The sequence below is a fragment of the Micrococcus sp. Mcc28 genome (assembly GCF_024519775.1).
In the GTDB taxonomy this organism is placed as follows: Bacteria; Actinomycetota; Actinomycetes; order Actinomycetales; family Micrococcaceae; genus Micrococcus; species Micrococcus luteus.
In genome coordinates this window covers 15,134-28,429 of record NZ_JALJRH010000011.1, presented here as the reverse complement: position 1 = coordinate 28,429, position 13,296 = coordinate 15,134, and the positions used below count along the sequence as shown (strand labels likewise).

The 13,296-nt window shown below is 72.3% G+C and carries 11 protein-coding genes, 2 tRNA genes and 1 pseudogene; 9 read left to right on the top strand and 5 right to left on the bottom strand.

Annotation, left to right across the window (positions count from 1 at the left end; all coding sequences use genetic code 11):
* Window positions 1-3 precede the first annotated feature (3 nt).
* The 4 genes and pseudogenes from NR073_RS07270 to NR073_RS07255 form a co-directional block, all read right to left on the bottom strand.
* Window positions 4-477 carry a globin gene (locus NR073_RS07270; RefSeq protein ID WP_158184944.1) on the bottom strand — a complete coding sequence of 158 codons (474 nt, stop codon included), beginning with the start codon at window positions 475-477 and terminating at the stop codon, window positions 4-6.
* A gap of 168 nt (window positions 478-645) precedes the next feature.
* Window positions 646-1,077, bottom strand: a pseudogene (locus NR073_RS07265) (OsmC family protein); the annotation flags it as partial.
* 91 nt (window positions 1,078-1,168) lie between these two features.
* On the bottom strand, window positions 1,169-3,790 hold the full coding sequence (gene pepN, locus NR073_RS07260; RefSeq protein WP_051995310.1) for an aminopeptidase N: 2,622 nt from the start codon (window positions 3,788-3,790) through the stop codon (window positions 1,169-1,171).
* Window positions 3,791-3,945: 155 nt separating this feature from the next.
* Window positions 3,946-4,716, bottom strand: a complete 771-nt coding sequence (locus NR073_RS07255; protein WP_041104802.1) for an IclR family transcriptional regulator — start codon at window positions 4,714-4,716, stop codon at window positions 3,946-3,948.
* 181 nt (window positions 4,717-4,897) lie between these two features.
* Here NR073_RS07255 and NR073_RS07250 point away from each other — a divergent pair, with 181 nt between their 5' ends.
* From NR073_RS07250 to NR073_RS07235, 4 genes are all read left to right on the top strand, one after another.
* On the top strand, window positions 4,898-5,752 hold the full coding sequence (locus NR073_RS07250) for an alpha/beta fold hydrolase (protein ID WP_049146105.1): 855 nt from the start codon (window positions 4,898-4,900) through the stop codon (window positions 5,750-5,752).
* 14 nt (window positions 5,753-5,766) lie between these two features.
* The gene (locus NR073_RS07245) at window positions 5,767-7,332 is read left to right on the top strand and encodes an NAD(P)/FAD-dependent oxidoreductase (protein ID WP_049146108.1); all 1,566 of its coding nucleotides are present in this window, start codon (window positions 5,767-5,769) and stop codon (window positions 7,330-7,332) included.
* Between the two features lie 86 nt (window positions 7,333-7,418).
* Entirely contained in the window at window positions 7,419-7,892 is a 474-nt protein-coding gene (locus tag NR073_RS07240) for a ribose-5-phosphate isomerase (RefSeq protein ID WP_044659097.1), read from the top strand.
* Complete coding sequence (locus NR073_RS07235) at window positions 7,893-8,804, top strand: Fpg/Nei family DNA glycosylase (RefSeq protein ID WP_041104798.1); 912 nt, start codon at window positions 7,893-7,895, stop codon at window positions 8,802-8,804. It abuts the gene before it with no gap.
* Window positions 8,805-8,926: 122 nt separating this feature from the next.
* On the opposite strand, the gene NR073_RS07230 is transcribed toward NR073_RS07235, so the two are convergent.
* Window positions 8,927-8,997: transfer RNA gene (locus NR073_RS07230), tRNA-Gly, on the bottom strand.
* A 76-nt stretch (window positions 8,998-9,073) separates the two neighbouring features.
* On the opposite strand from NR073_RS07230, the gene NR073_RS07225 reads away from it, so the two are divergent.
* The 5 genes from NR073_RS07225 (at window position 9,074) to NR073_RS07205 (ending at window position 13,210) form a co-directional block, all read left to right on the top strand.
* A complete protein-coding gene (locus tag NR073_RS07225; RefSeq protein WP_041104796.1) occupies window positions 9,074-9,967 on the top strand; it encodes an SDR family oxidoreductase in 894 nt (297 codons plus the stop codon).
* An 83-nt stretch (window positions 9,968-10,050) separates the two neighbouring features.
* A tRNA-Pro gene (locus NR073_RS07220) sits at window positions 10,051-10,124 on the top strand.
* A 42-nt stretch (window positions 10,125-10,166) separates the two neighbouring features.
* Window positions 10,167-11,621 (top strand): trigger factor, encoded by a 1,455-nt coding sequence (gene tig, locus NR073_RS07215; RefSeq protein ID WP_041104794.1) that lies wholly within the window; start codon window positions 10,167-10,169, stop codon window positions 11,619-11,621.
* A gap of 267 nt (window positions 11,622-11,888) precedes the next feature.
* Window positions 11,889-12,503, top strand: a complete 615-nt coding sequence (locus NR073_RS07210; RefSeq protein WP_169577765.1) for a ClpP family protease — start codon at window positions 11,889-11,891, stop codon at window positions 12,501-12,503.
* A gap of 41 nt (window positions 12,504-12,544) precedes the next feature.
* Complete coding sequence (locus NR073_RS07205; protein ID WP_041104792.1) at window positions 12,545-13,210, top strand: ATP-dependent Clp protease proteolytic subunit; 666 nt, start codon at window positions 12,545-12,547, stop codon at window positions 13,208-13,210.
* Window positions 13,211-13,296 lie beyond the last annotated feature (86 nt).

Sequence of the window (13,296 nt, the reverse complement as noted above, 5' to 3'; positions counted from 1 at the left end):
CGGTCAGGCCGAGTTCTGCAGGGAGTGGGCGGCCCGCTCCAGGTAGTCCCAGAGTTCGGCCTCGTGCAGCGGTGACAGCTCCAGCGTGTCCACGGCGGCGCGCATGTGGCGCAGCCACGCGTCGCGCGCGGCCGGGTCGATCCGATACGAGGCGTGGCGCATGCGCAGGCGGGGGTGGCCGCGCTCCTCGGAGTACGTCCGCGGTCCGCCCCAGTACTGCTCCAGGAACATCAGCAGCCGGCGCTGGGCGCCCTCGAAGTCGTCCTGCGGATACATCGGGGCGAGGATCTCGTCTTCGCGCACGCGGGCGTAGAACTCGGCGGTCAGCCGGTCGAAGGTCGGGCGGCCGCCGACGGCGTCGTAGAAGCTGGTGGCCTGACCGGGCGCGGCCGGGGTCCCCGGGGTCGCACCGGCGGGGCCCGCCGCGGCGTCGCGGGCGCGCACCTGCTCCACCGGGGCGGGCGTGCCCTCCTGCATCACCGGCTCGACCTCGGTGGGCCGCTCCGCCAGGCCCGTCACACGGGACGGGCCCTTGGCGACGCGCGGCCGCAGCACCGCCAGGGGGGCGCCCAGGCGCGCGGAGTGGTCCGGCAGCGTCGGCGTGCCGGTGGGCAGGGCCTCGGGGCGGACCGGCTCGACGGTGACCGGGGCCGAGAGCGAGTTCGCGATGAAGCACAGCCGGTGCGCCTCGGCGTGGAGGGCCTCGGCCCGCTCCCGGTCGGCCTCGTCCTGCAGCGTGACCTCGGGCCGCAGCGTGATCGCGATGAACCGCCCGGCGCCGTCGCCGTCCACCTCGAGCTCGCCCTCGACCCCGCACGTCATCCCCGTGACCACGACCCCGGAGGTCGCCGCGACATGGAGGTACGAGAGCACGTGGCACTCGGCGAGCGCGCCGAGCAGGAGGGTCTCCGGGTTCCACTTCGAGTCGTCGCCGCGGAAGGGGCGGGCGGCCGAGGCCTGGATCTCGCCGACGGCGGCGTCCTGGATCACCACGGAGCGGTCGTAGTCGCGGACGCCGGAGGTGCCCGAGCCGCGGTCGCCCGTCCACTCGGTGCGCAGGGAGAAGGTGTGCTTCATGGGTTCCAGCCTAGCCAGCCCGCGCCTCGACGGCGGCGGGGGCGGTGCTGGAGGGCATCTTCCGTGGAATGCCCACCAGCCCCCGCCCGGTTCAGGCCCCGGCGTGGACCTGATGCACGTGCGCCGTCGCGTGCTCGCGCGCGGCCAGGGCGCGGATCGTCTCGTCCCGGCCCTCGGCGAGGACGCGGGACAGCCCCGCGCGGGTGTCGGCCAGCCGCTCGGACAGGGCGGTGGCGCGGTCGGCGATCTCCGGGGTGACCTGGGCGGTCGGGTAGCCCAGCGTCGCGGCGGTCTCGGCCATCTCGTGAGAACGGGAGTCCCACATCGCCTCGACGCCCTCGAAGTAGGCGTCCGCGAAGGGCGCGATCAGCGCGGCGTCATGGACCCGGGCGAACCCGATCAGGGCCTGGCGCTGCTCCGTGTTGGACAGTTCGCCGGCCATCACCCGGTCCCAGACCGCGCGCTTCGCCTCGGCCGTCGGCACGGCGGCCCGGGCCTGGATCGCGGCGAGCGCGCCCGTGGCGGTCGCGTCGGCGCGCTCGGCCTCGGCGATCTCGGCCTCCCCGGCGCGGCCGGCCGCCACCAGCGCGGTGAGCAGCTCCCAGCGCAGGTCCGTGGTGAGGTCCAGCCCGGGCACGGTGCGGGTGCCGTCGACGAGGGCGGACAGGCGGTCCAGCTGCGCCGTGGTGCGCGCGTGCAGGGCGAACGCCTTGACGAACTGCAGCTGGTTGTCCGAGCCGTCCTCGGCCTCCGCGACGAGGCCCCACAGACGGTCGGCCGCCGCGACCCGCACGGCCTCGGCCTGGTCCTCGGGCAGGTACAGGCCGATCGCCGTCGCGAGCTGGCGCAGCAGCGTCTGCACCACGGAGGAGTCCCGCTCGTGGCCGACGTTGGCGAGGACGAGGTCGACGAACCAGGCGGCGGAGGCCTCGCCGTCGCGCACGGTGTCCCAGGCCGCCCCCCACAGCAGCGTGCGCGCCAGGGAGCCGTCCACATCCTTCAGACGGGTGGACGCGGCCTCCCACGAGGCGTCGTCGAGGCGCAGCTTGGCGTAGGCCAGGTCGTCGTCGTTGGGCAGGATCACGGCGGGACGACGGCGGGCGGCGGCCTCGACGACCTCGGTCACCTCCCCGGCCACGTCGAGCTCGAAGCGCTCGGTGCGGATCAGGCGGCCGGTGGCCTCGTCCACGTCGTAGAAGCCCACGGCCAGACGGTGGGGGCGGAGCACGTCGTCGCCGGGCGCCGACGGTGAGCCGTCCGGGGCGCTCTGGCGCAGACGCAGCGCGGTGATGGTGCCGGCCTCATCCGTCTCCACCTCGGTGCGCAGCGTGTTCACGCCCGAGGTCTCGAGCCACACGCGGGTCCATTCGGACAGGTCGCGGCCGGACGCGGCCTCGAGCTCGGTCATGAGGTCCGGCAGCTCCGTGTTCTGCCACGCGTGCTTGGCGATGTACGCGCGGACGCCGACCATGAAGTTCTCCTGGCCCACCCAGGCCACGAGCTGGCGGAGCACCGAGGCGCCCTTGGCGTAGGTGATGCCGTCGAAGTTGACGAGCACGTCGTCGAGGTCGCGGATCCGGGCCTTGATGGGGTGCGTGGAGGAGAGCTGGTCCTGGCGGTAGGCCCAGTTCTTCTCCATGGAGGAGAAGGTGGTCCAGGCGCCGGTGTACTGCGTGTTCTCAGCGGCGGCGAGCGTGGACATGAACTCGGCGAACGACTCGTTGAGCCACAGGTCGTTCCACCAGCGCATGGTGACCAGGTCGCCGAACCACATGTGGGCGAGCTCGTGGAGGATCGTGATGGCGCGGCGCTCGATCAGCGCTTCCGGCACGGTCCCGCGGAAGACGTACGACTCGAGGAAGGTCACACAACCGGCGTTCTCCATCGCGCCGGCGTTGAACTCGGGCACGAACAGCTGGTCGTACTTCTCGAACGGGTAGGCGTGGCCGTACTGGGCCTCGAAGAACTCGAATCCCTGGCGGGTGAGCTCGAAGACGTTCTCCGCATCCAGGTGCTCCACCAGCGACGCGCGGCAGTAGACGCCGAGGGGGATCGTGCGGCCGTCGGCGCTGGTCAGCTCCGAGTGCACGGAGGCGTACGGGCCGGCGACGAGCGCGGTGATGTAGGAGGGGATGCGCGGGGTGGGCTTGAACTCCCAGACCGCGGCGTCCACCCCCTGCGGGTTCTCCTCGTTCGCCACGACGCCGAGGGTGCGGCGGGAGGCCTCCGGCTGGTTGGACACCACGGCCCAGTGCGCCGGCGCGGTCACCGTGAAGCGGAACGCGGCCTTGAGGTCGGGCTGCTCGAACACCGCGAACATGCGGCGGGAGTCCGGCACCTCGAACTGGGTGTAGAGGTAGACCTCCTGGTCCACGGGGTCCACGAACCGGTGCAGGCCCTCGCCGGTGTTGCTGTAGTCCCCGAGCCCGTCGACCACGAGGGTGTTCTGCGCCGCCAGCGGGCCGATCCGCAGTCGGGCGCCGTCGAAGTCCGCCACGTCCAGGGCCTCGCCGTTGAGGGTCACCGTGGGAGCCTGCTCCGCCACGAAGTCGATCCACGTGTGGGTGCCCACCGCGTCCTGCGTGGCCGCGAACGTCACGGTGGTGGCCGTGTGGAAGTGCTCCGCTCCGCGGGTGAGGTCCAGGCTCACCTCGTACGCGTCCACGGTGAGGGCGGCCGCGCGCGCGGCGGCCTCTTCGCGGGTGATGTTCATGGCGGCGGCGGTGGTCACGGTCGGACTCCTCCTGGGGTCGGGTGGATGCGGCACGGCCGGGCGCCTGTGATGGGGGCCATGGCACGGTGCTCCCCAGTGTGCCACCTGGCCCGGGCGTCGTGGACGGCCGCGGAAGGGCGGGCCGGCCGGCGTGCTCAGCCCCCGATCTCGGCCAGTCGGGTCGCCGCCGCACGCAGCACCTCAGCCACCTCGGGCACGCGTGCCGGTGGCATCCGCTGCTCGGCCGCCGAGGCGGTGAGGGACACCTGGGGGATGCCTCCCGTCCGCGCCGGGACGCCACAGGCGACTCCGGCCACCCCGGGCACGACCGGCACACCGCCGCACCACCCCTGCTCGTCCATCTGACGCAGCAGGGTGTCCAGCAGGTCGTGCAGGGCCCCGTCATCCGTCAGGTTCCAGCGGCGGGGAGGCCGGGCGACGACCGCGTCCACCTCCGCTCGCCGGCGCTCGGGCGGCAGGGCGGCCAGGAGCGCGATGCCGGCGTACCCGGCGGCAAGCCGCTTGACCTCGCCGACCTCCACGGTGAAGACGCGCACGGGGGAGTCGCCGTCGCATCGCAGGAGGTAGGCCACTCCGCCCGCAGCCCGTGCCGCCAGGTAGACCGTGTCCCCCAGCTCGTCCGCGGCGGCCTGGACCACGGCCCGGCTGGCCTCGCGTTCGATCAGGCACCGCGGCGTCACCGGTTCGAACCCGACCGGGCCCCACCGATCACCGAGCGCATAGGCGGCCCCGCGCCGGGTCACGGCACCCTGCTCCGCCAGGTCGGCCAGCAGTCGATGGGCGGTGGGCTGGGGCAGACCCGTCCGCTGGACGAGCTGGCTCAGCCGCAGGCCGGCGGGTCCGGCCTCGTGCAGCAGGCGCATCACGAGGGCGGCACGGGGCAGGACGCCGGTGGGTGGGGTCATAGGGGTCACCGGTCGATCGTGCCGCAGCTCCGGCGTCGGAGCCAGTTCCATCTGATGGACTAAATGATTGCCGCTCTACTTGCATTCCGAGAAATGAACGCGCCATGCTGGGAAATGTAGGGCGCGTCACATCGCGGGTGTCGTCCCCATAGTCCACATATCGGTTTCCAGGAGGAGCCTCATGCCACTGACCGCATCGACCGTCACGCGCACCGTCAGCGTGGACGGTGCCTCCGTCACCTGCCACGACTCGGTGACACCCGGGGAGCTCGACCGGCCTCTCGTGCTGGTCCACGGCACGGGCGGGACGACCGCCTCGCACTTCGGCCACCTGTTCCCGATGATGGCCACGCGGACGCGCGTCATCGCCGTGGACTGGGCGCCGACGGCCGACCCCGCCGCAGACCTGACCGTCGACCTGCTGGTCGGCCAGGTGCGGGCTGTCGTCGACGAGCTCCTCGGCCCCGACGCCGCGTTCGACCTGCTGGGCTACTCACTCGGCGCCGTCGTGGCCGGGCAGCTGGCCGCCGACCTCGGTCGCCGTGTGGAGAACCTCGTGCTCGTGGCCGGCTGGGCGACGACGGATGTCCACCAGCGCCTGCGCAACGAGGTCTGGCGGCACCTGTACGCCACGAGCCCTGATGCCCTGGCCCGTTACACGGCCTTCTGCGGCCTGTCCCCGCTGGCCCTGCGCTCCCTGACCCCGGCCATGCTCGACGGGGCGCTCGCCTCCCTGACCGCGGACGAGTTCACCGCCCGGCAGATGGACCTGAACGCCCGCGTGGACGTCGCCGACCGTCTCTCCGCCGTCACCGCGCGGACACTGATCGTCTCCTGTGCCGAGGACATCATGGTCCCGCCCCATCACCAGTACGAGCTGCTCGGCATCATCGACGACGCGCGGCTGACGACCATGACGAGCGGCCACGCCTTCTTCCTCGAGCGCCCGGCCGAACTCATGCAGATCGTCGACCTGTACCTGCGCGAGCCCGACCGCCACCCGGCCGGCGCGATCATCCCCGAGACCCACGCCTGAGAGAGGGGCCAGCCATGACCACCGCCATGACCACCACCACCGACGTGCGCCCCGCACCGCGCGACGAGTCCGCCGAGATCCTCATCATCGGCTCCGGATTCGCCGGCCTCGGCATGGGCGCCCAGCTGCGGCGTCACGGCCGCGAGGACTTCCTCATCCTGGACCGCGCCCAGCAGGTCGGCGGGACCTGGAGGGACAACACCTACCCGGGTGCCGCGTGCGACGTCCCGAGCCACCTCTACAGCTTCTCCTTCGCGCCGAACCCGCAGTGGTCGGGCTTCTACACACCGGGTCCGGAGATCCAGGACTACCTCGTGCGCTTCTCCGAGGACGAGGGCCTCACCCCGCACCTGCGTCTCGGGGCGGACATGCTCGAAGCGCACTGGGACCCCGAGACGGAGCGGTGGACGGTGCGGACGCCGCGCGGGACCTACACGGGACGCTGGCTCATCATGGGCACCGGGCACCTCGCCGACCCCCGCCTGCCGGACGTCCCGGGTCTCGACGCCTTCGAGGGCGAGGTCATCCATTCCGCCCGCTGGGACCACACGGTGGACCTGAAGGGCAAGCGTGTCGCCGTCGTCGGCACCGGCGCCTCCGCGATCCAGGTCATCCCCGAGCTGGCGGCGACGGCGGCCGAGCTCGTCGTCTTCCAGCGCACCCCCGCGTGGGTCACCCCGCGCGTGGTCAAGCCGTACTCCGCGGCCGTGCGCCGCATGTTCGAGCGCGCCCCGCACACCATGCAGCGCGAGCGCGACGACATCTTCTGGTTCGCCGAGTCGAACTATGCCCAGCGCCGCGGTGTGCCGGCCGCACTGGACCAGGTCCGGGCCCAGGCCCTCGGGCACCTGGCCGCCGCGGTCTCTGACCCCGAGCTCCGCGAGCGCCTCACGCCGCGGTACCTGCCGGGCTGCAAGCGTGTGCTCGTCTCCAACGACTACTACCCGGCCATGGCCCGGGACAACGTCACCCTGGAGGACAGCGCGCTGGACCGCGTCGAGGGGAGCCGGCTGTTCGGCGTGAGCGGTCACGGGTACGAGGTCGACGTCGTCGTCCTCTGCACCGGCTTCGAGGCGGCCCAGCCGCCGTTCGCCGAGCGCGTCCACGACGGTGAGGGCCGTTCCCTGGCCGATCACTGGAGCAGCGGCATGGCGGCGTTCGACTCCACGGCCGTGGCGGGATTCCCGAATCTGTTCGCCATCAACGGGCCGAACACCTCGCTGGGGCACAACTCGATCGTCTACATCATCGAGTCGCAGATCGCGTACATCTTGGAGGCCCTGGACCGGGTGGAGCACGAGGGAATTAGGACGATGGTCCCCGAGACACTCGCCCAGGAGGAGTACGTGGACCGTCTCCAGGAGCGGGCCGCCACCTCGGTGTGGCTCGTGGACGGCGGCTGCCACTCCTGGTACGTCGACCCCCGCTCGGGCAAGTTGACGCTGATCTGGCCCGACTACGCCTACGACTTCCGCGCCCGCAACGGCCACTTCACCGGGGAGGGCTTCCTCTCCTCGGCGAGTGGGGAGCCCGAGCCCATGCCGGTGCGCGAGCCCGAGCGATCGGTCGCGCTGATCTGAGCCGGCCCGCCCCGGGGCAGGGGGTCGGGTGGGGCCGTCAGTAGACTGACCCCACCCGACCGTCGTCCTTCTGGAGGAGTCTGCGCATGCGCGTCCACATCGCCACCGACCACGCCGGCATGGAGCTGTCCGCCCACCTGGTGGAGCACCTCACCGCCGCTGGCTACGAGATGGTGGACCACGGACCCACCGAGTACGACGCGCAGGACGACTACCCGGGCTTCTGCATCAACGCCGCCCGCGCCGTCGTCGCCGACCGCGAGCAGGGACTGGACTCGCTCGGCATCGTGCTGGGCGGCTCCGGCAACGGCGAGCAGATCGCCGCCAACAAGGTGGCCGGCGTCCGAGCCGCCCTGGCCTGGAACCTGGACACGGCGCGGCTGGCCCGCGCGCACAACGACGCGAACGTCGTGGCCGTCGGCGGTCGACAGCACTCGCTCGAGGAGGCCACCGAGCTCATCGAGGCGTTCCTGGCCGAACCGTTCTCCCAGGACGAGCGCCACGTGCGCCGCATCGGGAAGATCGCGCACTACGAGACCACCGGAGAGGTGCTGATGTGAGTGCCTGAGGGCCACTCCGTCCACCGTCTCGCGCGCCAGTTCACCGACGTCTTCGGCGGCCGCCGGATCCGCGCCACGAGTCCGCAGGGCCGCTTCGCCGAGGGGGCCGCCCTGCTCGACGGCCAGGTCCTGAAGCGCGCCCGGGCCCACGGCAAGCACTTCTTCGCCGACGTCTCCGGCGGCCACGTGCTCCACGTCCACCTGGGCATGTACGGGGCGTGGACCTTCGGCGGGGATCAGGACTTCGCGGCCGCGTCCTCGATCGGCGCACCCCGCCGGATCGGCGAGCGGGAGGTCCACGACGACGGCGCCCCGGCCGCCGAGCCCGCTCGCGACGCCGACGGCTGGGTCCAGCCCCCGCCGCCGGCCGCCACGGTCCGGCTGCGACTGCGCGCCGAGCACGGCTGGGCCGACCTGATCGGCGCGAGCCGGTGCCGCGCGCTCACTCCGGCCGAGGCTGCCGACGTCGTCGCCGGCCTGGGCCCGGATCCGCTGAGCGACGACGATCCCGCGCCGTTCTACGACCTCGCCCGGCGGACACGGCGGCCGATCGGCGTCGTGCTGATGGACCAGGCGGCCGTCAGCGGGATCGGCAACATCTTCCGGGCCGAGGCGCTGTTCCGCGCCGGCATCGACCCGTGGCGGCCGGCCCGGGAGGTCTCCGCGTCGGACCTGGCATTCCTCTGGGCGGACAACGCCGCGCTCATGCGGGAGGGCGTGCGGCTCGGGCGGATCGTCACCACGCGGCCCGAGCACCGGCCGGGGATCCCTGCCGAATCGGCCTGGCCCGAGCACGCGAACTACGTGTACCAGCGGCAGGGCCTGGCCTGCCTCGTGTGCGGGCGCGAGACGATCGTGGTGGAGGAGATGGCGGCCCGGAAGCTCTACCGGTGCCTCACCTGTCAGAGCTGAGGGGCCTGTAGCAGGCCCGACCGGGCACAGCGGTCAAGGCACCGGCGCGGACGACGACGCACCCGAGAAAGCCATGAGCCGGGCCATCGTGTGCACACGATGACCCGGCTCATGAGGTCCGGAGGGGATGACGGGAATCGAACCCGCGTAGCCAGTTTGGAAGACTGGGGCTCTACCATTGAGCTACATCCCCGCGGGGCCGCGCTCGGCGCGGACCAGCGGCTGACACCGTATCACGGCGGGCCCGCGTCGGCCGTGGGGGAAGAGGCATGATGCACGGCTCCCGTCCCGCCCTCCGCAGGGCCGCGTCCGCCCTCGCCGGCCGTCGTCCCCTGTCCCTGCGCGGCGCCACCGTCCTCGTGACGGGCGGCGCGTCCGGCATCGGTCGACTGATCGCCCTGGGGGCCGCCCGCCGCGGCGCGGGCCGCGTCGTCGTCTGGGACCTCGACCTGCAGGGGGCTGAGGCCGTCGCCGCCGAGATCCGGTCTCAGGGCGCGGACGCCCAGGCCGAGCGCGTGGACGTGACGGACGCGGCCGCCGTCGAGGCCGCCGCCGCCCGCGCCGGAGAGGTGGACGTCGCCGTGAACAACGCGGGCGTCGTGACGGGCGTGCGCCTCGAGGACGCCACGGAGGAGGGCATCCGCCGCACCTTCGAGGTGAACGCACTCGCGCCGTACTGGCTGACCCGGGCGGTCCTGCCCGGAATGCGGGCCCGGGACCGCGGGGCCGTGGTCACGGTGGCCTCGGCCGCGGGGTTGGTCGGCGTCGCGCGCCAGACGGACTATTCCGCCACCAAGCACGCCGCGGTCGGCTTCGCCGAGTCCCTCGCCGCGGAGCTGCGCAAGGACGGCAGCCGCGTCACCTCCCTCGCCGTCTGCCCCTTCTACATCGACACCGGGATGTTCGCGGGCGTGCGCAGCCGGGTGCCCTGGCTGCTGCCCGTGCTGGATCCGCGCCACGTGGCGCAGGAGGTGCTGGACGCCGTCGAGGCCGGCCGCACCCGCCTGCTGCTGCCGCGCGCCGTCGGTCTGATCGCGCCCCTGCGCGCCCTGCCGGCGCCCGTCTTCGACCGCACGATGGACGTCCTCGGGGTCAACGCCACGATGGACGGCTTCACGGGCCGGCGATCGCGGCTTTTCGCGGGGCGCGAGACGGCGCGCTAGGATTCCACAGTCTGCCCTCGGGCAGTCCCTCGGGTGCCCGGCGAGCCTCCACCGCGTGAGCCCGCCGGCGTCGGGGACGACGGCGGGGTGTAGCTCAGCTTGGTAGAGCGCGCGCTTTGGGAGCGTGAGGCCGCAGGTTCAAATCCTGTCACCCCGACTCGACGTCAAGACCATCCACCACCACCAACAGGAGTCATCCGTGGTCAAGTCCACCGCAGAGAACCTCAGCCCGACCCGCGTCAAGCTGACCGTCGAGGTGCCGTTCGAGGAGGTGAAGCCCGCCCTGGACAAGGCGTTCAAGGACATCGCCAACCAGGTGCAGATCCCGGGCTTCCGCAAGGGCAAGATCCCGGCACGTCTGATCGAGCAGCGCTTCGGCCGCGAGATCGTCGTGGACCAGGCCGTCAACGAGGGCCTGAACACCTGGTTCTCCGCCGCCATCGCCGAGGCCGAGCTCACCCCGATCTCCCGCCCCGAGGTCGACGTGACCGCCACCCCGGACGCGGAGAACGCCGAGGGCCCGGTGGCCTTCACCGCAGAGTTCGACGTGCGCCCGACCATCGAGCTGCCCGACTACAAGGGCCTCAAGGTGACGGTGGAGCCCGCCCAGGCCACCGAGGAGGACGAGCAGAAGGCCCTCGACGCCCTGCGCTCGCGCTTCGGTTCCCTCAAGGATGTGGACCGCCCGGCCGCCCAGGACGACTTCGTCACGATGAACCTGACCGCCACGGTCGACGGCGAGCAGGTCGACCAGGCCGAGGGCCTGTCCTACCAGGTGGGCGCCGGCACCATGCTCGAGGGCATCGACGAGGCCCTCGACGGCCTGTCCGCCGGCGAGGACGCCACCTTCGAGACCACGCTCAACGGCGGCGAGCACGACGGCGAGACCGCCGTGGTCAAGCTGGAGCTGACGGCCGTCAAGGAGCGCGAGCTGCCCGAGGCCGACGACGAGTTCGCCCAGCTGGCCTCCGAGTTCGACACCATCGCCGAGCTCAAGGAGGACCTGAAGAAGCAGGCCGCCGAGGAGGCCGTGAACCGCCAGGGCGTCGAGGCCCGCGACAAGGTCCTCGAGGAGCTGGCCAAGCTCGTCGAGGTCCCGGTGCCGGACGGCGTCATCGCCGAGCAGGTCGAGCAGCACTTCTCCGCCGGCGGCCACACCGCGGGCGACGACCACGACACCGCCGAGCACCGTGCCGAGCTCGAGCAGAACACCCGCGAGGCGTTCGCCAACGAGGTCATCCTGGACGAGGTCGCCGAGGCCGAGGAGGTCACGGTCGACCAGGGTGAGCTGATCGAGTACATCATCGCCACCTCCTCCGAGTACGGCATGGACCCGAACCAGTTCGCCATGATGCTCGACCAGGGCGGGCAGATCCCGATGATCATGGGCGAGGTCCGCCGCCGCAAGGCCCTGGCCAAGGTCCTCGAGTACGCCGAGGTCACCGACACCGACGGCAAGGCCGTGGACCTGACGGCGTTCGTGACCCCGGGCGGCCAGGAGGCCCTCGACGCTGAGGCCGAGGGCGCCGAGGCCGAGGGCGCCGACGAGGCGGAGGAGAAGCCCGCCGAGAAGGCCCCGGCCAAGAAGAAGTCGACGGCCAAGAAGGCCCCGGCCGAGCAGGCCGACGACGCCGAGGCGGCCGAGCAGGCCTGATCCCGGCCGGTGGGGACGCACCCCCGCCGAGCCACGACGACGGCGCCCCCGCCCACGCCGGTGGGGGCGCCGTCGTCGTCCCGGGGCCCCGGTGGGCGGCCCCGGGCGGGGTCCGCGACAACCTGCGCCAACAGCGAAACGCCGACGGCGTCCCGCGCGCTGGCCCGGACGCCCGGCTAGTGTCGGACTCGATCAGGGACCCGTCCGTCCGCGCGAGCGGCCGCCGTTCGGGAGGCCCGTGGACATCTCGACAGGAAGGCGGAAGTGATGACCGACATCACCCCCAGCATGCGTTCGGTGGACCCGGCGCAGCGCGAGGATTTCCTCTACACCCAGCTGCTGAAGTCGCGCATCGTCTGGCTGGGCGAGGACGTCCGTGACGACAACGCCAACGCGATCTGCTCCCAGCTGCTCCTGCTCTCGGCCGAGGACCCGGAGAAGGACATCTACCTGTACATCAACTCCCCGGGCGGCTCCGTCACCGCGGGCATGGCGATCTACGACACGATGCAGTACATCCCCAACGACGTCGTGACGGTGGCCACCGGCCTCGCCGCGTCCATGGGCCAGTTCCTGCTCGCCTCCGGCACCAAGGGCAAGCGCTACGCCACCCCCCACGCCCGCGTGCTGATGCACCAGCCCTCCGGCGGCATCGGCGGCACCGAGTCGGACATCCGCATCCAGGCCCAGCTGATCCTGCACATGAAGCAGGTGATGGCGGAGCTGACCGCCGAGCAGACCGGCCAGTCCGTGGAGACCATCCTCGAGGACAACGCGCGTGACAAGTGGTTCACCGCGCAGGAGGCCCTCGAGTACGGCTTCATCGACCACATCGCCGACCGTGCCGCGTCCGTGACCGGCGGCGGCGGCGTCCGGGGCTGAGCCCGGCCCGGACCGTCCCGACCCTCTCCAGGAGACCAAGAATGACCCAGTTCCCCGCCGGGCTCCCCACCGGGATGCCCTCCCTGCCCACGCCGGACGCGCGCTACATCCTCCCGCAGTTCGAGGAGCGCACCCCCTACGGCTTCAAGCGTCAGGACCCCTACGCCAAGCTCTTCGAGGACCGCATCGTCTTCCTCGGCGCGCAGGTGGACGACGCGTCGGCCGACGACGTGATGGCCCAGCTGCTCGTGCTCGAGGCGATGGACTCCGAACGTGACATCACCCTGTACATCAACTCGCCGGGCGGCTCGTTCACGGCCATGACGGCGATCTACGACACCATGCAGTTCATCCGCCCCGAGGTGCAGACCGTGTGCCTGGGCCAGGCCGCCTCCGCCGCGGCCGTGCTGCTGGCCGCGGGCGCCCCCGGCAAGCGTCTGGCGCTGCCCAACGCGCGCGTGCTGATCCACCAGCCGGCGATGCAGGGCGACCGCGGCACCGCCACGGACCTGCAGATCCACGCCCAGGAGATCAACCGGATGCGCGTGTGGATGGAGGAGACGCTGGCCTCCCTCACCAACCGCACGCCCGAGGAGGTCTCGCAGGACATCGACCGGGACAAGTTCCTCTCGGCCGAGCAGGCCCTCGAGTACGGCCTCGTGGACGAGGTCCTCGCCTCCCGCAAGATCACCCGCCCGTCTGCCTGACCGACGACGCCCGCCGAGGGGTCCGGCCGCGCGGCCGGGCCCCTCGGCGCCGACCGGGGACCCGGTCCCTTAACGTGTCCGTCCAC

Coding starts and splice junctions, on each gene's coding strand:
- NR073_RS07205 (WP_041104792.1), top strand. CDS start 12,545: ATGACCCAGTTCCCCGCCGGGCTCCCCACCGGGATGCCCTCCCTGCCC.
- NR073_RS07240 (WP_044659097.1), top strand. CDS start 7,419: ATGCGCGTCCACATCGCCACCGACCACGCCGGCATGGAGCTGTCCGCC.
- NR073_RS07225 (WP_041104796.1), top strand. CDS start 9,074: ATGATGCACGGCTCCCGTCCCGCCCTCCGCAGGGCCGCGTCCGCCCTC.
- pepN (WP_051995310.1), bottom strand. CDS start 3,790: ATGAACATCACCCGCGAAGAGGCCGCCGCGCGCGCGGCCGCCCTCACC.
- NR073_RS07250 (WP_049146105.1), top strand. CDS start 4,898: ATGCCACTGACCGCATCGACCGTCACGCGCACCGTCAGCGTGGACGGT.
- NR073_RS07210 (WP_169577765.1), top strand. CDS start 11,889: ATGACCGACATCACCCCCAGCATGCGTTCGGTGGACCCGGCGCAGCGC.
- NR073_RS07245 (WP_049146108.1), top strand. CDS start 5,767: ATGACCACCGCCATGACCACCACCACCGACGTGCGCCCCGCACCGCGC.
- NR073_RS07270 (WP_158184944.1), bottom strand. CDS start 477: ATGCAGGAGGGCACGCCCGCCCCGGTGGAGCAGGTGCGCGCCCGCGAC.
- NR073_RS07255 (WP_041104802.1), bottom strand. CDS start 4,716: ATGACCCCACCCACCGGCGTCCTGCCCCGTGCCGCCCTCGTGATGCGC.